Source organism: Nonomuraea cavernae (assembly GCF_040655715.1).
Classification (GTDB): Bacteria; Actinomycetota; Actinomycetes; order Streptosporangiales; family Streptosporangiaceae; genus Nonomuraea; species Nonomuraea cavernae_A.
On sequence record NZ_JBFAKL010000001.1, the window covers coordinates 138,420 to 156,413 of the forward strand.

Here is a 17,994-nt window from a genome sequence, read left to right on the forward strand (position 1 = left end):
CTTTCGTGATGTGACCAGAGTGCTCCGGACGGCCCCGGCCGAGCATCCGTGATCACCACGGATTCACCACGGAGAGGTCCACGGACGCCGTACGTCGGTGATGATGTCGTGATGATCGCAAAAGTATCCGAGCGTGAGGCCGAGGTACTGGCGGCGGTCGGGGCGCGACTGTCAAACGCGCAGATCGCGAACAGGCTGCACATCTCCGTCCGAACCGTCGAGAGCCACGTCTCCTCGCTGCTGCGCAAGTACGGCGTGCCCGACCGGCAGGCCCTGGCCGCGCTGGCCGTACGAGCAGAGCACGATCAGGCCGGATACGGCACGCCGGACGGGCGCCTGGCGGGGCTACCGGTCGCCCTGACCTCGTTCGTCGGGCGCGAGCGGGAGCGGGAGGCCGTGCTGGAGGCGTTCGGCGCGTCCAGGCTGGTGACCTTGCTGGGGCCGGGCGGGGTCGGCAAGACCCGCCTCGCGGCGGCCGTCTGCTCCTCCTCCCCCATGGGCGGGGCTTTCGTGGATCTGGTCCCGGCGCGCGACGGCTTCGTCACGCAGGCGGCGGCGACGGTGCTCGGCGTGACAGAGCGCGCCGGGGAGCCGCTGGAGGACGCCGTCGTCGAGCGGCTGGGCCGCGATCGGGCGCTGCTGGTCCTCGACAACTGCGAGCACGTGCTCGACGCGGCCGCCGGGTTCGCTGGGCGGTTGCTGGCGGCCTGCCCCGGCGTCAGGATCCTGGTGACGAGCCGCGAACGCCTCGGCGTGCCGGGAGAGCGAACCGTACCGCTCGCCCCGCTGCCCCTGTCCTCCGACGCCGAAGCGCTCTTCGTCGACCGCGCCACCGCGGTCGACCCCGAGTTCGACGCCGACCCGGCGCTCCTGACGGAGATCTGCGCCCGCCTCGACGGCATGCCCCTCGCCATCGAACTCGCCGCCGCGCGCAGCGCCTCCCTGGGGGCGTCCGGCCTGCTGACCGCCCTCGACGACACCCTGCGGCTGCTCAGCGGCGGGCGGGTGGCCGACCAGCGGCATCGGTCGCTGCGCGCGGTGATCGGCTGGAGCTACGAACTGCTCGATGAGGAGGAGCAGGCGCTGTTTCGGCGGCTGTCGATGTTCCGCGGCGGCTTCGACCTGGCCGCCGCGACCGCGCTCACCGCCGGCGAGAGTCCCGGCGCGGTCACCGACGTGCTCGGACGCCTGGTCGACAAGAGCCTCGTCGTCCACAGGCGCGGCCCGGCGAGCCGGTGGCAACTCCTGCAGACCGTCAGAGCCTTCGCCGGCGAACGGTTACGGTCAGGCGACGAGCACGACGACGTCCGGGAGCGTCACCTGCGCTGGGCGGCGGACACCGCGACCGGCCTTGAGGAGCGGCTGGACACCACCCGGTCCGCCGGCGCCACGACCTCGCCGGTCAGGGACTGGCGGCAGGACTTCGACGCGGTCGCCGACGATCTGCGGGCGGCACTGGCCGTCGCCCCGGCCGGATCGGGCGGCCCGGCCCACCGCCTGGCCCGCGCTCTCGGCCACCTCGCCTACGCCCGCCGCTTCCTGGCCGAGGCCCAGGGCCACTACCGGCAGGCGGCCGAGCGGGCGCCCACTCCCGCCGAGGCGGCCCAAGACCTGCGCGGCGCGGCGGACTGCTCACTGGACACCATCTCCGGGCAGGACGTGTTCGACCTGCTCCTCGCCTCCGCCGAACAGGCCCACGCCGCGGGCGATGGCAACGCGCGGGCGATCGCGCTGGCCCGCGCGGTGGAGACGGCCGGCAGATTCCTCGCCTCCTTCCCGGAGAACATCCCCGCCGAACGGATGGGTCACCTGCTCGCCGAAGCCGCCGACGCCGGTGATCCCGGCCATCCCGTCGTGGCGGCCGCCCTCGCCGCGGCGTCCGCCTGGATCGAGCGTCCCGCCGCGTTCGACCCGGACCCGGCGCTGGCGGCCACGGCCCTCGCGACCGCGCGGGCGACGGGCGATCCCGTCCTGATCAGCGCAGCCCTGGACGCGGTGAGCACCGCCGCGGGCCGGGCGGGCCGGCACCGCGAGACCCAGCGGCTGACCCGCGAACGGCTGGCCCTGCTGTCAGAGATGGACCGCGACGACCCCCGCGCGGCCATCGAGATCGTCGACACCCTGCACGTGGCGTGTACGGACGCGACCGTCGCCGGGGATCTGCCCGCCGCGATCGCCGCCGGTCGGCTCATGCTGGCCGACGACCTGGTCGGCGATCACCCCTACATCTCGGTCAGCAGGCTGATCCCCGCACTCGTCCTCGGTGGCGACCTCTTCGAGGCCCTGCGCTACGGCAGGCGGATGTGGGACGGCTGGGAGCGGGCCGGTCGGCCCGCGGCCGGATGGCTGCTGCCTTCGGTGTCGGCCCTCGCGCTGGCCAACGGCCTGCTCGACGATCAGAGCGGGTCGCGCCTGTGGCGCTCCAGAGTGGGCTTGGTGATGGACTCGGCGCGGGCCGGGCGGAGTTGCCTGGCCTCGTTCGGCGCGTTCGTCGACGCCAGGGTCGCGGTGCACTCCGGCGACCTGGGCGACGCCGCCGGCCTGGTCGAGCGGGCGTTCGCCCACTTCTCGATGGGACGCTACGAGGCCTACGCGCGGGCGGCGGGGGCCGAACTCGCCGTGGTCGCCGGGCTGCCGGACGCGCCTGAACGACTGGCGGCGGCGACCCTGGCGGCCGGGGAGAACAACTGGGCCACCGCCTGCCTCGCCCGCGCCACCGGCAGACTGCGTGCCGACCAGGACGCGCTCTCGGCCGCGGTCGCCCAGTGGGAGCGCATCGACGCCCGGCTGGAACGAGCCCACACCCTGCTGCTGCTCCCGCACCGCGCGGAAGAGGGCAGAGCGGCCCTCGACGCGCTGACCACGCCCTCGCCCACCACCTGCCGATAGGCTCCGCCCACGTCACACAGGGGATCGCCGGCCCGGTCCTACCGATCTCGATGCCGCTCCTCGGCGCCGGGCGTGATCAGGCCCGTCTCGTACGCCAGGACGACGAGCTGGGAGCGGTCACGGGCGCCGAGCTTGGTCAGCAGGCGGCCCACGTGGGTGCGGGCGGTCGCCGGGCTGATGAACAGCCGCTCGCCGATCTCGGCGTTGGTACGGCCCGCGCCGACCTCGGCCAGCACCTCGCGTTCGCGTTCGGTCAGGCAGTCGAGTCGCGCGGCCGTCGAGGGGCTCGGACCGGTGGCGGCGGCCCGCATGACGCGCCGGGTGACGGCGGGTGACAGCAGCGCGTCGCCGCCGGCCACGATCCGCACCGCCTCGCGCATCCGTTCGGGACTGGTGTCCTTGAGCAGGAAGCCCGCGGCGCCGGCCCGGATCGCCTCCTGGATGTGGTCGTCGGTGTCGAAGGTGGTGAGCACGATGACCTGAACGTGACGCAGCGCCGGATCGGCCGTGATCCGCCGGGTGGCGTCCAGTCCGTCCCCGCCGGGCATGCGAATGTCCATGAGGACCACGTCGGGACGGAGGCGGGCGACCAGTTCGACGCCCTTGTCGGCGCCGCTCTCGTCGCCGGCCACGGTGATGTCCTCGGCGCGTTCGAGCAGCAACCGCAGCCCCTCTCTGACCAGGTGCTGGTCATCGACGATCACGACCTTGATCATGAGTGCTCCTCCAGCGGGACGCTCGCCTCCACCACGAATCCACCGTGCGCCGGCGACGACGTGCGCAGGCCACCGCCGAGCAGCGCCAGCCGCTCACGCATCCCGGTCAGCCCCCAGCCCCGCGACCCGCCGCCGTGGGCGCCGGTGCCGGCGTCAGCGTCAGCGTCGGTGGCGGTGGCGGTGGCGGTGCCGGTGCCGGTGCCGGTGCCGCGGCCGTCGTCGCTGACGCGGAGCAGCAGCTCGCCCGCGCCGTAGTCCAGGTCGACGCGCACCGTCCGGGCGTCGGCGTGCCGCAGGACGTTGCTCAAGGACTCCTGCACCACCCGGTACGCCGTCGCGTCCGAGATCGCGGACAGCCGTACCGGCCGGCCTGAGGTGCGCACGTCGATGTCGAGCCCCGCCGCGGCGGCCGTCGCCACGAGCCCGTCCAGCCGGTCCAGCCCCAGCGCCGGACCGTCGTCGGGATCACCCGCGCGCAGCGCCCCCAAGGTCAGCCGCAGCTCACGGCTGACGTCGCTGCACGCCGACCGGGCCGCGGCCAGCGAACGTTCGGCCACCTCGGGGGCATCGCGCAGCGACTCCCTTGCGACGTCCGTGTGCAGCGAGATCACCGACACCGTGTGCGCCATCAGATCGTGCAGGTCCCTGGCGATCCGCAGGCGCTCCTGCTCCACCCGCCGCGCCGACTCGCGCTCGCGTTCCAGCCGGGCGGCGTGGCTCTGCCTGTCCAGCTCGGCGCGCCAGCCGCGCCGGGCCCGTACGCTGTCGCCCAGCGCGATCGCGGCGGCCATGAGGCCCGTGGTGGTGCCGGTCTCGAAGCCGAGCAGGTAGGCCAGGTCGTCGCCCTCCAGGATCCGCTGGGTGGTCGAGATGACGAGCAGGGCGCCGGCCGTGCCTACGGACCAGCGCAGTTCGCCCTGCTCCGCGGCCGAGTACAGAGCCGCGGCGGCCGGCGCGGCCAGCCCGATCGGCGGATAGGACAGCCCGTAGTAGACGATCAGGGTCGTGGCCGTGAGCAGCAGCGTCGCCACCGGCCAGCGCCGGCGGGCGAACATCGGGACGGCGAGCAGCGCGCCGAACGCGTACGCGGCGACGCCCGGCCCGGCCGACGCGTTGCCGACGTCGGCCGTGATGGCGGTGCCGACCACGACCAGCACCAGCATGGCCAGGCCGGTGTCGACCGCCAGTTCACGGCCGGCAGGCGGTTCGCCCCGCACGCCTCCCCCGTCAGTCTCGTGGGTGCGGCCGGAAACCCGGCACGATCCTGGTGACCACCCAGGCCACCGCGCCGACGGCCGCACCGACCGCCACCCCGGTCATCAGGCTGCTGCCCATTGCGAAGATCCGCAGCACCAGGTCCTCCACCGCGGGCGAGAGCGCGCCGGCGAGGTTGCCGCCCAGAGCCGGCCCGCCGCCGAACGAACTTTCCCAAAGTACCTGATGCGTCACGCCGAGCAGCACACCGTAGGCGGCCCCCACGGCGAGCAGCGTCACGAACGCGTTGGGCACCCGCTTCCACAACACCACGGCCGCCCAGACGGCGATCGGGACGAACACCAGCAACGCGTTGACCGTCGGCCCGACGAGCCGCAGGTCATGCGCGATCACACGCGGGAGGCCGAGCAGCGCCAGCCCCCACACGGCCGACGCGGGCAGGCCGAGCCAGGCCTTCACGACTCGACCCGCTCGGGGGCGGTGGCCCGCGCGCGCTCGCGATGCAGGCGCCACAGGCCGGTGAAGGCCAGCGTGGCGGTCACCGCGCTCATCGCCAGCCGCCCCCAGTGGCCGGTCTCGAACTCCCATGCGGTCTGCCGCAGCACCTCCACCGAATGAACGGCGGCCCCGTCCTCGAACATGATGTCGTTGCGCGGCCAGAAGTAGAGCACCGAGAACAGGAACTCGCCCAGCAGCAGCGACAGCAGGCTGCCGCCGGCCCACAGCCGCATGTCCCGCATGGGCCAGAGCAGCACCAAGGACGCCACGGCGGCGACCACCGTCAGCCCGCCCATCGGCGGGAAGAAGTCCGCGGGGCCGGTCACCGCGAAGAACTCCACTGCCTCGGCCAGCGAGGCGGGCACGTCGTGGAACACGTTCGGGTAGATCACGATCGTCTCCACCGCGATGCCCCCGAACGCCACCATGGCGATCCAGACGTACGCGGTGAGAACGGCAAGGGCAAGTCGCTGTCGCATCGGGCCTGCTTTCGGCGATCGGAGCTCGGACTCGGTCACGCTACGAGTCCGATCCGCCGCCCGTCGTCCGTCTCAAAGCCCGGTCGCGTACACGTTTCGACGTACGCCGTCGACCTCCGAACGACCAGGTGATCGGCTTACTCGTCGATGAGGGGTGGCGCTCGACCGCCGAGACAGGCATCGCACCCGACGCCGGCCACGTCAAGATCGCGCAGCGGTGTGCCGTGTTCGCGTAGAGGTTCCGTCAGAAGGGCCCCGCTCCGGGCCGCCGCAGGTGAGGGTGGGGAGATCACACCCTGACGAAAGCGACACATGCTGATTAATCAACACCCAAGGACGCCTCAGGAGCCGGTCAGTCCGCATGAGGTGGAGATCGAGCGGGGGCGCCTGCGGGAGATCAGGTCGCGCCTGCCCGAGGCCGTCGGGCCGCTCGGCGAGGTCCTGCCGAGTCTGGTCGCGCTCACGGTGGCGGAGTCCGCCTTCACGTCGTTCACCTACTCGCTGGCGCTGGCGTACAACGAGGTCGAAGCGTTCACCATGACGGAGGTGCGCCGCTGCATGGACGACACCGTACGGATCGAGGACGGCATCACCGCCTCGATCACGACCTGGCAGGACGCGGAGCAGGCGAGCTCCATGAGATCGCTGTGAACTTCGCGCACCTGGCCCAGCGGAGCCTGGTCATGGGAACAGGCGCGGCGGTGACGCTGTCAGCGCTGGGCGTCCCGGCCGGATGGCCGTTCGTCGGGAAGATGTACATCCACCAGTACGACCCGCAGGCGTTCTTCGACGGGGCGCGGACCTGGCTCGGGGTGCACGACGACGCGGCGGCCACCAGGCGGAACCTCGTGCTCCTCGTGGACGAGGTGGCTGTGACGAGTTGGCGTAGCGAGGACGGCCGGGCGTTCCAGCGCCGCGTGGACGCCTCCCTGTCCGAGCTGCGGGGCATCGAGATCCGCGCCATGGTGACGGCTCTCGTCCTGTACACGGTGGGTGCGGCGCTGACCGCGATGGTCATGTTCCAGTTCCTGGTCGCGGCGACCATGGCCATGGTGGCGCTGTGGGTGCTGACCGCCGCCGTCACGCCGCTCAGCCTGGCCGGCGCCCGGATCCTGGCCATGCAGTGCCTGATCAAGCTCTTCGAGGGGTACCAAGCGGTGGAGTCGCTGCTCAACACGTTGCTGCACGGGTGTGCGGCCGCACTGGGCGCGGCGGTCGTCGTGGACGTGGGCATCGAGACCGCCCGAGGCGACTTCAGCGGCGTACACGACCTGGCCGCGGCGACCTTCGCCCAGGGGCCCATGCTGGTCTGGGGCACCGCCAACCGGGTCGAGCGCGACCTGACCGCCCACGGCCTCAGCGGTCGCCATCCGGCCGGCCGGCCCTGGCCGAGCACGCGAGCCAACACGCCGCTCCCGCCCGGCCTGCCCCAGCTGGCGGGCGCCAAGGCGTTCAACGACGTCGCCACCGGCGGCCAGACGGTCACCGGCCGGTACGTGCCGGAGCAGGCCGCCGACGGCTCCTACTCGTTCCCCTGGGAGTGACGATGGACTTCGAACAGGCGCTCGGCCTCGATCCCGAGCGGCTCGCGGCCGACGCCGACCACCTCTTCGAACAGCTGCGCCACCTGCCCGGCGGCGCCGAAACCGTGGCGTGCGCCGAGTCCGGGAACGGCTGGGTGCGAGTTGATTACGGTTGCACGTCAGGTGTCCGGGGGCTGCGCCTCGATCCCCGTGCCCTGCGCATGGACTCGGAGGCGCTCGCCGAGACCATTCTCGACCTGATTCACCAGGCGCGGACCCAGGCCGAGACCGAGGAACGCGGCAGAGCCGAAGCCGTCCTGGGCGCCGGCAACGGGCTCCTCGCCGACCGTCGGCTCGTCGCTGACCAGCTCCGCCACGCGACCGGCGCGCTCCAGGAGAACCTGGAGCACGCCGCCGCGACGATCGACCGGGTACGCGCCCTGCTACGTCCCTGATCGACCGGGTACGCGCCCTGCCTCGTCCCCGAGCGACCCGGGGCCCGATCACGTGGTGCGCCCGTGGTCGCGTCCCCTTCCCGCCTCACCCGTGGAGACGGGGTCACGGTTTGAAGCGGTAGCCCATGCCGGGTTCGGTGATCAGGTGGACGGGGTGGGCCGGGTCGGGCTCCAGTTTGCGGCGGAGCTGGGTCATGTACTGGCGCAGGTAGTGGGTCTCCTTGACGAACTTGGCGCCCCACACCTCGGTGAGGATCTGCCGCTGGCTCATCAGCTTGCCCGGATGGCGCAGCAGCAGCTCCAGGATGTGCCACTCGGTAGGCGTCAGCCGTACGTGACCGGAGACCGTCTTGCTGGTCAGGTCCACCACGTGGTCGCCGAGTCGGATGCTCGCGAGTTCGGCCTCCTGGATGCCGGTGCGGCGGGTGACGGCGCGCACGCGGGCCAGCAGCTCGTCGATGCCGAACGGTTTGGTCACGTAGTCGTCGGCGCCGGCGTCCAGCGCATCGATCTTGTCCTGGTTGCCGGCTCTGCCGGACAGCACGATGATCGGGATGCCGCTCCAGCCGCGCAGGCCGTGGATGACGTCGATGCCGTCGAGGTCGGGCAGCCCGAGATCAAGGATGACCAGGTCCGGCGAGGTGTCGGCGGCCATGCGCAGTGCTGCCCCACCATCGGTGGCGACGGCGACCTCGTAGTGGCGGGCGGCCAGGTTGATGCGCAGCGCGCGCAGGATCTGGGGTTCGTCGTCGACGACGAGGATGCGGGTCATGCCGTCGCGACCCTGGTGGAGATGGGCAGTGTCACGATCATGGTGAGACCCTCCCCAGGTGTCTCTTCGGGTACGAGAGTGCCGCCCATCGCCTCGGTCAGGCCGCGCGCGAGGGCGAGACCGAGCCCGACGCCGGAGTGGTTGTCGCGGTCGCCGAGCCGCTGGAACGGCTGGAAGACCCTGCCGTGGGCCTCGGGCGGGATGCCGGGGCCGCGGTCGATGACGCGGATCTCGATGTGCTCGCCGTGCCAGCTGGCCGTGATCAGCACCGTCTCGCCGGGTGGGCTGTAGCGGACCGCGTTGGACATCAGGTTGACCAGCACGCGCTCAAGGAGAGCGGGGTCGGCGAGGATCTCGGGCAGCTCGATGGAGATGTCCGCCTCGATCCGGTCGCGCAGCGGGCCGAGGTCGTCGATGGCGCGGGGGACGATCTCCTCCAGGGCCAGGGGCTGCGAGGTCACGCCGAGCACCCCGGCCTGCAGGCGGCTCATGTCGAGCAGGTTCGCCACCAGCCGGTCCAGCTTGTCCAGGGATTCTTCCGCGGTGGCGATCAGTTCGGCACGGTCGTGGTCGCTCCAGGCGACGTCGGTGTTGCCCAGGCTCTCGACCGCGGCCTTGGCGGAGGCGAGCGGGGTGCGCAGGTCGTGGCTGACCGCGGCGAGCAGCGCGGTGCGCATCCGGTCGGCCTCGGCCAGGGGCCGGGCCTGTTCGGCCGCCTCCTGGAGGCGTTCCTGCCGGAGCGCGACGGCGGCCTCGGCGGCGAACGCCTCCAGCACGGTACGGTCGGCGGCGTCCAGCGGCCCGCCCTCCGCGGCGAGGATCATGTCCTCGTCGATGACCACGTCGGTGTCGGCCTGGCCGGGACAGGTGGACGGAGCGCCGCCGGAGGTGGCGACGATCCGCCAGGCGCCGGGGTCGGACTGGTCGTTGGGAGTTCGGGCTGCCTCTGATCGACGTTCCAGCAGGGTGACCGAGGTCAGGCCGAACATCTCGCGCATGCGCTCCAGCAGGGACGGCACGGCGGCCTGGCCGCGCAGGACATGCCCGGCCAGGGTGGACAGCAGCTCGGCGTCGGCCCCGGCGCGGGCGGCCTCGCGGGTGCGGCGGGCGGCGATGTCGACGATGGTGCTGACCGCGGCGGCGACCAGGACGAACACCACCAGGGCGAAGAGGTTCTCCGGGTCGTGGATGGTGAACTCGCCGATCGGCGGCGTGAAGTACCAGTTGAGCAGCAGCGAGCCGCCGATCGCGGCGGTGATGGCCGGCCACATGCCGCCCACCAGCGCCACGCCGATGGTCAGGCAGAGGAAGAACAGGATCTCGCTGGGCAGCGACAGGACGTCGCGGAACGGCGACAGCACGGCGGTCAGCAACGGCATCCCGGCCATCGCCAGCAGCCAGCCGATCAGCCGGCGGGTGCCGGTGAGCGCGGCGTGCGAGCGGGCCGGTCCCCGCCGTCCTTTCTTGGCCTCGGCATGCGTGATCATGTGGACGTCGATCGAGCCGGAACGGGCGATCGTCTCCACCCCGACGCCGCGTGAGAAGAGCTGCGCGAACCGGCCGCGCCTGGAGGCGCCGAGCACGAGTTGGGTGGCGTTGACGCCGCGGGCGAAGTCGAGCAGGGCGCGCGGGATGTTGTGGCCGACGACCTGGTGGTAGGTGCCGCCCATGTTCTCCACCAGGGTGCGCTGGCGGGCCAGGTTGGCCGGGTCGCCGCCGGCCAGCCCGTCGGCGCTGGTGACGTGGACGGCCAGCAGGTCGGTGCCCTTGCTCCTGGCGGCGATGCGGGCGGCGCGCCGGACGAGCGTGTCGCCTTCGGGGCCGCCGGTCAGCGCGACCACGACCCGTTCGCGGGCCTCCCAGGTGGTGGCGATGCCGTGCTCGGCGCGGTAGCGGTCGAGCTGGTCGTCGACCTTGCCGACGACCCAGAGCAGGGCCAGCTCGCGCAGCGCGGTGAGGTTGCCGATCCGGAAGTAGTTGGCCAGTGCCGCGTTCACCTTCTCCGGAGCGTAGACGTTGCCGTGCGCCATCCGGCGGCGCAGCGCCTCGGGCGACATGTCGACCAGCTCCACCTGGTCCGCCCGCCGCACCACCTCGTCGGGCACCGTCTCACGCTGCGGGACGCCGGTGATCTCCTCCACCACGTCGTTGACCGACTCCAGGTGCTGGATGTTGACCGTCGAGACGACGTCGATCCCGGCGTCGAGGATTTCGTCGACGTCCTGCCAGCGCTTGACGTTGCGCGAGCCGGGCACGTTGGTGTGGGCCAGCTCGTCGATCAGCGCGACCTTGGGGTGGCGGGCGATGACCGCTTCGGTGTCGAGCTCGGTGAACGCCGCCCCCCGGTGCGTCATGGTCTTGCGCGGGATCACCTCCATGCCCTCCAGCAGGGCGGCGGTGCGGGCGCGGCCGTGGGTCTCGACGAAACCCACGACCACGTCCCTGCCGCGCTCGCTCGCCCGGCGGGCCTCGCCGAGCATCGCGTACGTCTTGCCCACCCCGGGTGCCGCCCCGAGGTAGACCCGGAGGCGGCCTCTGGTCATGACCGGTCGAGTGCCAGGTTGAGTTCGAGCACGTTGACTGCGGGATCGCCCATGAAGCCGAGTGCCCGGCCGGTGGTGTGCTCGTCGATCAGCGCTTTCACCCGCTCGACGGCCAGGCCGCGCTCCCTGGCGACACGAGGCGCCTGGAGCTCGGCGTAGGCGAGTGAGATGTGCGGGTCGAGCCCGGAGCCGCTGGCCGTCACCGCGTCGGCCGGGACCGCGGGGGTTCCCGCGTCGCCCCTGACCGGAACGGTACGGCCGGCCGCGTAGTCCTCTCCGGGCTTGCCGCACTCCACCTTCAGCCCTTGGTAGGTGGCGACGAACGGGGCGGCGGGGCAGGCCTGGTTGACGCTGACCGCGCGGTCGGGGAACACCTTCAGCACCGCGCCGACCGCGTCGGACGTGCAGTACGGCCGGGTGCCGCTGACGCCTTCCAGCTCGCCGATCGCCTTGGAGCGGGCGCAGACCTGGGTGAGCAGCGACTGCTTGCCCTTGTCCGGATTGCCCTCCTCGTCCTTGGCGCCGGGCACCGGCAGCGTGTCCACGATGTCCTCGGGGCCCAGGTTGCTGGCGCTGGTCGAGGTCGGGTCGTAGCCGTCTCCGGCGGCCGACGGACGCGACTGGAAGTACTTCCGGACCGGGTTGCCGTCGGCGTCGGTGAAGGACTGGCCGATGAGCGCGCTGCCCACGTCCTTGCCTCCGGCCTGGACGATCGAGCCGTTGGCGTTGCCGTTGAACAGCGCCTGGGCGACGCCGGTGGTGACCAGCGGGTAGATCAGGCCGAGCAGCACGGTGAAGACGGCGACCGCCCGGATCGCGGCGAGATGCAGACGTAGCCAGCTGGGTAGACGTTCCATCTATGACATCCCCGGAAGAAACTGGATGAGCAGGTCGATGATCTTGATGCCGATGAACGGCGCGATGATGCCGCCCAGGCCGTAGACGTACAGGTTGCGGCTGAGCAGTTTGGAGGCGCTGGACGGGCGGTAGCGCACGCCGCGCAGCGCCAGCGGGATCAGCGCGACGATGACGATCGCATTGAAGATCACTGCGGACAGGATCGCGGACTGGGGGCTGACCAGACGCATGATGTTGAGGGCGTCCAGGCCCGGATAGACCGCCACGAACATGGCCGGGATGATCGCGAAGTACTTGGCGATGTCGTTGGCGATGGAAAAGGTGGTCAGCGCGCCGCGCGTGATGAGCAGTTGCTTGCCGATCTCGACGATCTCGATCAGCTTGGTCGGGTTGGAGTCGAGGTCGACCATGTTGCCGGCCTCCTTGGCAGCGGAGGTGCCGGTGTTCATCGCCACCCCGACGTCGGCCTGCGCGAGCGCGGGCGCGTCGTTGGTGCCGTCGCCGGTCATCGCGACCAGCCGGCCGCCCTCCTGCTCCTTCCTGATCAGCGCCAGCTTGTCCTCCGGGGTGGCCTCGGCCAGGAAGTCGTCCACCCCGGCCTCGTCGGCGATGGCCTTCGCGGTCAACGGGTTGTCACCGGTGATCATCACGGTCCGGATGCCCATGCGGCGCATCTCGTCGAACCGCTCGCGCATGCCCTGCTTGACGACGTCCTTGAGGTGGATGACGCCCAGCACCCGGGCCTTGCCGTCGGTGACCTCGCCGACCACGAGCGGGGTGCCCCCGGACGCCGAGATGCCGTCCACGAGGTGGCCGACCTCGTCGGTGGGGTGGCCGCCGTGGTCGCGTATCCACTTCATCACGGCGGTCGCGGCGCCCTTGCGCACCTGGCGTCCGTCCACGTCCACCCCCGACATGCGGGTCTGCGCGGTGAACGGCACCCACGCGGCCTGGGCCAGCTCGCCGGGTTGCCGCTCGCGCAGACCGTACGCCTGCTTGGCGTAGACCACGATCGAGCGGCCCTCGGGCGTCGCGTCGGCGAGACTGGCCAGTTGCGCGGCCTCGGCCAGGTCGGCCGGGTCGACGCCGGAGGCGGAGTGGAACTCCGACGCCTGCCGGTTGCCCAGCGTGATCGTGCCGGTCTTGTCCAGCAGCAGGGTGGAGACGTCGCCCGCCGCCTCGACCGCGCGCCCGCTCATCGCCAGCACGTTGCGCTGGACGAGGCGGTCCATCCCGGCGATGCCGATGGCCGACAGCAGCGCGCCGATCGTGGTCGGGATCAGGCAGACCAGCAGCGAGACCAGCACGATGCCGGTGACTCCGTCGGCGTTCAGCGCGAGCGAGTCCGGCACGCCAGGGTTGGTGAGCTTGGCGTAGATGGCCAGCGGCTGCATGGTGGCGGTGGCGACCAGAAAGATGATCGTCAGGGCGGCCAGCAGGATGTTGAGCGCGATCTCGTTCGGCGTCTTCTGCCGGTTCGCGCCCTCCACCAGGGCGATCATGCGGTCGATGAAGCTCTCGCCGGGTTTCTGGGTGATCGCGACGATGATCCGGTCGGAGAGCACCTTGGTGCCGCCGGTCACCGCCGAACGGTCGCCGCCCGACTCACGGATCACGGGGGCCGACTCGCCGGTGATCGCCGACTCGTCCACGCTGGCGATGCCCTCGACCACGTCGCCGTCGCCCGGGATGATCTCCCCGGCCTCGACGATCACGCGGTCGCCCGGCCTCAGCTCACCCGCGCCGACGACATCCCACGCGAAGGTCGCTCCCGCCGAGCCTTCCCCCGCAAAGGGTTCCGGCCCGGAGCCTTCCCCCGCAGAGGCTTCCGGCCCGGAGGCTTCCGCCGCAGAGGGTTCTCTGCCGGCGGCTTCCGATCCGGCGGCGCCCCGCGCGGAGGCGGGGCGGAGCCGGCGCGCCGTGGTGTCGCGCTTGGCCGCGCGCAGCGTGGCGGCCTGCGCCTTGCCCCGTCCCTCGGCGACGGCCTCGGCCAGGTTCGCGAAGATCACGGTCAGCCACAGCCACACCACGATGGCCCAGGCGAAGAACGACGGGTCGAGGATCGCCAGCACCGTGGTGAACACGGCGCCGATCTCGACGATGAGCATCACGGGGTTGCGCCACAGCGTGGCCGGGTTGAGTTTCCGCACTGCGGCCGGCAGCGACACGATCAGCTGTTTGGGGTGCAGCAGACCGCCGCCTACGCTGCCGTTCGGTTTGGGCTCGGGAGCCTTGCCCGGCGCGTCGAGCACTGGGGTTGACATATCAGAACAGTCCTTCTGCGATCGGGCCGAGCGCGAGTGCCGGGAGGAAGGTGAGAGCGACCAGGATGACCGTCACGCCGACGACCATGCCGACGAACTGTGGCCGGTACGTCGGGAGCGTCCCCGCGGACTCGGGCACCGGGGCCTGCCTCGCCAGCGAACCGGCCAGGGCCAGGACCAGAATGATCGGCGCGAACCGGCCGAACACCATGCACAGGCCGAGCGCCACGTCGTACCAGGGGGTGTTGACCGTGAGGCCGGCGAAGGCGGAGCCGTTGTTGTTGGAGGCGCTGGTGAAGGCGTACAACACCTCGGAGAAACCATGCGGCCCCGAGTTGAGCATGCTCGCCCGATGCTCCGCCGATCCCATCGTGAACGCCGTGCCGATCAGCACCAGCACCGGGGTGACCAGGAAGTACATCGACGCGAGCTTGATCTCACGGGCGCCGATCTTCTTGCCCAGGTATTCGGGGGTACGGCCGACCATCAGGCCCGCCACGAACACCGTGATCACCGCGAGGATGAGCATGCCGTACAGGCCCGCGCCCACGCCGCCCGGCGCGACCTCGCCCAGCATCATGTTGAACATCGTCATCATGCCGCCGAACGGCGTGTAGGAGTCGTGGAAGGAGTTCACCGCACCGGTCGAGGTCAGCGTGGTGGCGGCGCCGAAGGTCGCCGAGTTCGACACCCCGAAGCGGACCTCCTTGCCCTCCATCGCCGCCCCGACGGCCTGCGGCACGGTCGCGTTGCCGCCCAGCTCGAAGACGTTCGTGAGCACCACGCTGGCCAGCGCGAGGGTCGCCATCACGGCGAGGATCGCGTAGCCCTGCCTGACCTGGCCGACCATCCTGCCGAACGTGCGCGGCAGCGCGAACGGGATCAGCAAGATGAGGAAGATCTCGAACCAGTTGGTCCAGCTCGTGGCGTTCTCGAACGGGTGGGCCGAGTTGACGTTGTAGAAACCGCCGCCGTTGGTGCCGAGCTCCTTGATGACCTCCTGGCTGGCCACCGGCCCGCCGGTGATCGCCTGGGTGCCACCGGTCAGCGTGGTGACGGTGTGCGGCTCGGCGAAGTTCTGGATCACGCCGCCGGCCACCAGCACCAGCGCCCCGACGAACGCGATCGGCAGCAGGATGCGCAGGTTGCCGCGCACCAGGTCGACCCAGAAGTTGCCGATCGTGTCGGCCTTGCGGCGGGCGAAGCCACGGACCAGCGCGACGGCCACCGCCATGCCGACCGACGCCGATACGAAGTTCTGCACGGCCAGAGCCGCCATCTGCGTCAGGTGACCCATCGTGGACTCGCCCGAATAGGCCTGCCAGTTGGTGTTGGTGACGAAGCTGATCGCGGTGTTCCACGCGATGTGGTCGGTGACCGGCGCCATGCCCAGGCTCAGCGGGAGCTTGTCCTGCAGCCGCTGAATGCCGTACACGAGCAGAATCGAGATCACCGAGAACGCCAGCAGGCTGCGCGCGTACACGCCCCAGCTCTGCTCGGCGTCGGCGCGCACGCCGAGCAGCCGGTAGATCCCCCGCTCTACGACGTTGTGCCTGGTGGCCGTGTAGACCCGGTACATGTGGTCGCCGAGCGGCTTGTGCACCAGGATCAGCGCGACGATCAGGGAGACGATGAAGATCATCCCTGCCGCGGTCGAGCTCATCAGAAACGCTCCGGGAACAAGAGGGCCGCGACCATGAAGATCACCAGAGCCACGACCACTACGAGACCAGCGGCGTTGATCGCGCTCACAGGCGCTCCACCGCCTTCACGACGAGCCCGAAGACCACGAAGATCGCGATCGTCAGGACGACGAAGATGACGTCTGCCATCCCCACTCCTCAATTCCGGAACATCCCGTACCGCTCAGGGCGAGCGGCTTAATGACCAGCAAAGCCGCGAAATAATCCTGTTTGGTATTTCTTGACGGCTTTCATACGGACGAGAGTCGATTCTTGACGCGATTCGGACGCGCCTTACAGCCCCACGTCCCTGCGCAGCAGGTCGTCGATCTCCTCTCGGCGCACCACGACCCGGGCGACCCCGCCGGCGACCGCGATCACGGGCGGCCGGCCGGTGAGGTTGTAGGAAGAGGCCATCGAGTGGTGGTAGGCGCCGGTGGCCGGGACCGCGATGACGTCACCCGGCCTGATGTCGGCGGGCAGCGGCACGCTCTCGGCGATGACGTCGCCCGCCTCGCAGTGATGCCCGACCACGGTGACCTGGCGGGCGGGCGCGGTGGAACGACGGCCGATCAGGTGAGCGGTGTAGCGCTCGACGATGTCCATGAGCGGCACGCCCCCGGTGCCGGCGACCGGCAGGAGGCAGGTGGTGACCGACCAGGGCTCATCGGCGAACGGCGGCTCCTGCCTCGCCTGATCCTGCTGAAGGAGGCACATCATGCCACCCGCTTCATGGGACTGGTCATCGTGCCGGAGGGGTCGAGGATGATGCCGTTGACACCGAGTTCGGCGATCATGCCGCGCAACGCCGGGGCCGTGAGCACCACCCACCGCTGATCCGTCCCGAGCACCTTGGCCAGGGTGAGCGGGGAGGAGAACGCGACCGCCGTGCGCTCGCCGGAAGCGGTGCGGAACAACCGCAGGGCCGTGGCGCACGCGCTCATGCTGACGGGGACGAACAATCGGGGCTCTGACATCTGCGTCCTTCCTGGGAAGTCGTACCTGGCAGACGCTAGAGCGGTCGCCGGACGCATTCCTTGATCGCTACGCGATCTGGACGCGCGGCTGGGAAATTCTGACGCGGCGTTGACGGCGTCCCCTGGCCGATATCCGGGGCCCGGGGCGCGCTCCCGGGCCCCGGATATCGGCCACACCCGGTTGCCCGGCCGGCGCCCCGGATATCGGCCACACCCGGTTGCCCGGCCGGCGCCCCGGATATCGGCCACGCCCGGTTGCCCGGCCGGCGCCCCGGTGACTGCCCTCGGTCAGCGGGCGCGGCGTAGCACGAGCGCCGCGAGGAGGAGGATGACGGCCACGACGGCGATCCAGCCTGCGCCGACCGCCCCGAGCCAGCCGGCGATGACCCCTTGGACGGTGGTCGCCGCGGTCACGATCGGGTCGTCGGTGACGCCGCCCGCGAGGACGCGGAGTTCGTACCAGCCGTAGTAGAGGACGTACAGGCCGGCGAGCATGAGCAGGGCGCCGCCGGCTCTGGACACGTACGGCAGCAGGCGGCGCAGCCTGGCCACGACGGCGGCGCGGGCGAGCGCCACGGCCAGCGACAGTACGGCGATGACCAGGCCCATGCCGAGCGCGTACGTGGAGAAGGCGACGACGCCGCCGAGCAGCCCGCCGCCGGACAGGGAGGCCGACGTGACCGCGAGGAAGGGCCCCACGGTGCACGAGAGTGAGGCCACCGCGTAGGAGAGGCCGTAGCCGTACAGGGACCACGGCGAGGAGGTGGGGCGGCCGGTCTTCAGGCCCGGCAGGCGCAGCAGCAGCTCGCGGCCGGACAACGACCAGATGCCCAGCCCCACCAGGATCGCCCCGATGATCATGGTCGCCCACGGCAGGTAGCCGCCCACCGACACCGCCAGCGCGGTCACGGCGAGCCCGAACAGGCCGAAGACCGTGACGAATCCGGCGGTCATGGCCGCCGAGAGGATCAGCGCCCGGACGACGGGGCCGGGGCGGGCTGCCTGCTCGTCGTTGATCAGCAGGGTGAGGTAGGCGGGCAGCATGGCGAAGCCGCATGGGTTGAACGCGGCGACCGTGCCGGCGGTGAGCGCGAGGGCGAGCGGTAGTTCGGTGAGGTTCATG

General features: G+C 71.3%; 17 protein-coding genes. 4 read left to right on the forward strand and 13 right to left on the reverse strand.

Annotated elements, in window-relative coordinates; all coding sequences use genetic code 11:
- The first annotated feature begins 111 nt into the window (after window positions 1-111).
- Window positions 112-2,889 (forward strand): ATP-binding protein, encoded by a 2,778-nt coding sequence (locus AB0I38_RS00675; RefSeq protein WP_358459601.1) that lies wholly within the window; start codon window positions 112-114, stop codon window positions 2,887-2,889.
- A gap of 38 nt (window positions 2,890-2,927) precedes the next feature.
- Here the strand turns inward: AB0I38_RS00675 and AB0I38_RS00680 are convergent, their stop codons facing one another.
- Genes AB0I38_RS00680 through AB0I38_RS00695 form a run of 4 tightly spaced genes read right to left on the reverse strand, consistent with a single transcriptional unit; the run spans window position 2,928 to window position 5,797 of the window.
- A complete protein-coding gene (locus tag AB0I38_RS00680; RefSeq protein ID WP_358459604.1) occupies window positions 2,928-3,605 on the reverse strand; it encodes a response regulator transcription factor in 678 nt (225 codons plus the stop codon).
- On the reverse strand, window positions 3,602-4,822 hold the full coding sequence (locus AB0I38_RS00685) for a sensor histidine kinase (RefSeq protein ID WP_358459607.1): 1,221 nt from the start codon (window positions 4,820-4,822) through the stop codon (window positions 3,602-3,604). Before AB0I38_RS00685 ends, AB0I38_RS00680 begins: the two co-directional genes overlap by 4 nt.
- 10 nt (window positions 4,823-4,832) lie before the next feature.
- Window positions 4,833-5,279: a hypothetical protein gene (locus AB0I38_RS00690; RefSeq protein ID WP_358459610.1), complete on the reverse strand. Its 447-nt coding sequence runs from the start codon at window positions 5,277-5,279 to the stop codon at window positions 4,833-4,835.
- Window positions 5,276-5,797, reverse strand: coding sequence for a hypothetical protein (locus AB0I38_RS00695; RefSeq protein WP_358459613.1), 522 nt, complete (start codon window positions 5,795-5,797; stop codon window positions 5,276-5,278). The genes AB0I38_RS00690 and AB0I38_RS00695 overlap by 4 nt, the downstream gene beginning before the upstream one ends.
- 366 nt (window positions 5,798-6,163) lie before the next feature.
- Between AB0I38_RS00695 and AB0I38_RS00700 the strand changes: the two genes are divergently transcribed.
- From AB0I38_RS00700 to AB0I38_RS00710, 3 genes are read left to right on the forward strand one after another with little or no spacing between them, the layout of a single operon-like run.
- Window positions 6,164-6,448, forward strand: a complete 285-nt coding sequence (locus tag AB0I38_RS00700) for a hypothetical protein (protein ID WP_358459616.1) — start codon at window positions 6,164-6,166, stop codon at window positions 6,446-6,448.
- Window positions 6,445-7,341: a hypothetical protein gene (locus tag AB0I38_RS00705; RefSeq protein WP_358459619.1), complete on the forward strand. Its 897-nt coding sequence runs from the start codon at window positions 6,445-6,447 to the stop codon at window positions 7,339-7,341. Before AB0I38_RS00700 ends, AB0I38_RS00705 begins: the two co-directional genes overlap by 4 nt.
- Before the next feature lie 2 nt (window positions 7,342-7,343).
- Window positions 7,344-7,775, forward strand: a complete 432-nt coding sequence (locus AB0I38_RS00710) for a YbaB/EbfC family nucleoid-associated protein (RefSeq protein ID WP_358459622.1) — start codon at window positions 7,344-7,346, stop codon at window positions 7,773-7,775.
- A 103-nt stretch (window positions 7,776-7,878) separates the two neighbouring features.
- On the opposite strand, the gene AB0I38_RS00715 is transcribed toward AB0I38_RS00710, so the two are convergent.
- The 9 genes from AB0I38_RS00715 to AB0I38_RS00755 form a co-directional block, all read right to left on the reverse strand.
- Window positions 7,879-8,547: a response regulator gene (locus AB0I38_RS00715; RefSeq protein ID WP_358459625.1), complete on the reverse strand. Its 669-nt coding sequence runs from the start codon at window positions 8,545-8,547 to the stop codon at window positions 7,879-7,881.
- Entirely contained in the window at window positions 8,544-11,090 is a 2,547-nt protein-coding gene (locus AB0I38_RS00720) for a DUF4118 domain-containing protein (RefSeq protein WP_358459628.1), read from the reverse strand. The genes AB0I38_RS00715 and AB0I38_RS00720 overlap by 4 nt, the downstream gene beginning before the upstream one ends.
- Window positions 11,087-11,947: a potassium-transporting ATPase subunit C gene (locus tag AB0I38_RS00725; RefSeq protein ID WP_358459631.1), complete on the reverse strand. Its 861-nt coding sequence runs from the start codon at window positions 11,945-11,947 to the stop codon at window positions 11,087-11,089. The genes AB0I38_RS00720 and AB0I38_RS00725 overlap by 4 nt, the downstream gene beginning before the upstream one ends.
- A complete protein-coding gene (gene kdpB / locus AB0I38_RS00730) occupies window positions 11,948-14,212 on the reverse strand; it encodes a potassium-transporting ATPase subunit KdpB (RefSeq protein WP_358459634.1) in 2,265 nt (754 codons plus the stop codon).
- 1 nt (window position 14,213) lies between these two features.
- Window positions 14,214-15,875 (reverse strand): potassium-transporting ATPase subunit KdpA, encoded by a 1,662-nt coding sequence (gene kdpA, locus AB0I38_RS00735; RefSeq protein ID WP_358459638.1) that lies wholly within the window; start codon window positions 15,873-15,875, stop codon window positions 14,214-14,216.
- Entirely contained in the window at window positions 15,875-15,964 is a 90-nt protein-coding gene (gene kdpF / locus AB0I38_RS00740) for a K(+)-transporting ATPase subunit F (protein ID WP_358459641.1), read from the reverse strand. The genes kdpA and kdpF overlap by 1 nt, the downstream gene beginning before the upstream one ends.
- 224 nt (window positions 15,965-16,188) lie before the next feature.
- Window positions 16,189-16,614, reverse strand: a complete 426-nt coding sequence (locus AB0I38_RS00745) for a hypothetical protein (RefSeq protein WP_358459644.1) — start codon at window positions 16,612-16,614, stop codon at window positions 16,189-16,191.
- A complete protein-coding gene (locus tag AB0I38_RS00750; protein WP_358459647.1) occupies window positions 16,611-16,871 on the reverse strand; it encodes an SAV_915 family protein in 261 nt (86 codons plus the stop codon). The genes AB0I38_RS00745 and AB0I38_RS00750 overlap by 4 nt, the downstream gene beginning before the upstream one ends.
- Before the next feature lie 288 nt (window positions 16,872-17,159).
- Window positions 17,160-17,993, reverse strand: coding sequence for a cytochrome c biogenesis CcdA family protein (locus tag AB0I38_RS00755; RefSeq protein WP_358459650.1), 834 nt, complete (start codon window positions 17,991-17,993; stop codon window positions 17,160-17,162).
- Between the last annotated feature and the right edge of the window lies 1 nt (window position 17,994).

What these genes read in the sequence shown, in the direction of transcription:
- AB0I38_RS00675 (WP_358459601.1), top strand. Translation starts at nt 112, where the DNA reads ATGATCGCAAAAGTATCCGAGCGTGAGGCCGAGGTACTGGCGGCGGTC.
- AB0I38_RS00680 (WP_358459604.1), bottom strand. Translation starts at nt 3,605, where the DNA reads ATGATCAAGGTCGTGATCGTCGATGACCAGCACCTGGTCAGAGAGGGG.
- AB0I38_RS00695 (WP_358459613.1), bottom strand. Translation starts at nt 5,797, where the DNA reads ATGCGACAGCGACTTGCCCTTGCCGTTCTCACCGCGTACGTCTGGATC.
- AB0I38_RS00710 (WP_358459622.1), top strand. Translation starts at nt 7,344, where the DNA reads ATGGACTTCGAACAGGCGCTCGGCCTCGATCCCGAGCGGCTCGCGGCC.
- AB0I38_RS00715 (WP_358459625.1), bottom strand. Translation starts at nt 8,547, where the DNA reads ATGACCCGCATCCTCGTCGTCGACGACGAACCCCAGATCCTGCGCGCG.
- AB0I38_RS00720 (WP_358459628.1), bottom strand. Translation starts at nt 11,090, where the DNA reads ATGACCAGAGGCCGCCTCCGGGTCTACCTCGGGGCGGCACCCGGGGTG.
- AB0I38_RS00725 (WP_358459631.1), bottom strand. Translation starts at nt 11,947, where the DNA reads ATGGAACGTCTACCCAGCTGGCTACGTCTGCATCTCGCCGCGATCCGG.
- kdpB (WP_358459634.1), bottom strand. Translation starts at nt 14,212, where the DNA reads ATGTCAACCCCAGTGCTCGACGCGCCGGGCAAGGCTCCCGAGCCCAAA.
- kdpA (WP_358459638.1), bottom strand. Translation starts at nt 15,875, where the DNA reads ATGAGCTCGACCGCGGCAGGGATGATCTTCATCGTCTCCCTGATCGTC.
- AB0I38_RS00745 (WP_358459644.1), bottom strand. Translation starts at nt 16,614, where the DNA reads ATGATGTGCCTCCTTCAGCAGGATCAGGCGAGGCAGGAGCCGCCGTTC.
- AB0I38_RS00750 (WP_358459647.1), bottom strand. Translation starts at nt 16,871, where the DNA reads ATGTCAGAGCCCCGATTGTTCGTCCCCGTCAGCATGAGCGCGTGCGCC.
- AB0I38_RS00755 (WP_358459650.1), bottom strand. Translation starts at nt 17,993, where the DNA reads ATGAACCTCACCGAACTACCGCTCGCCCTCGCGCTCACCGCCGGCACG.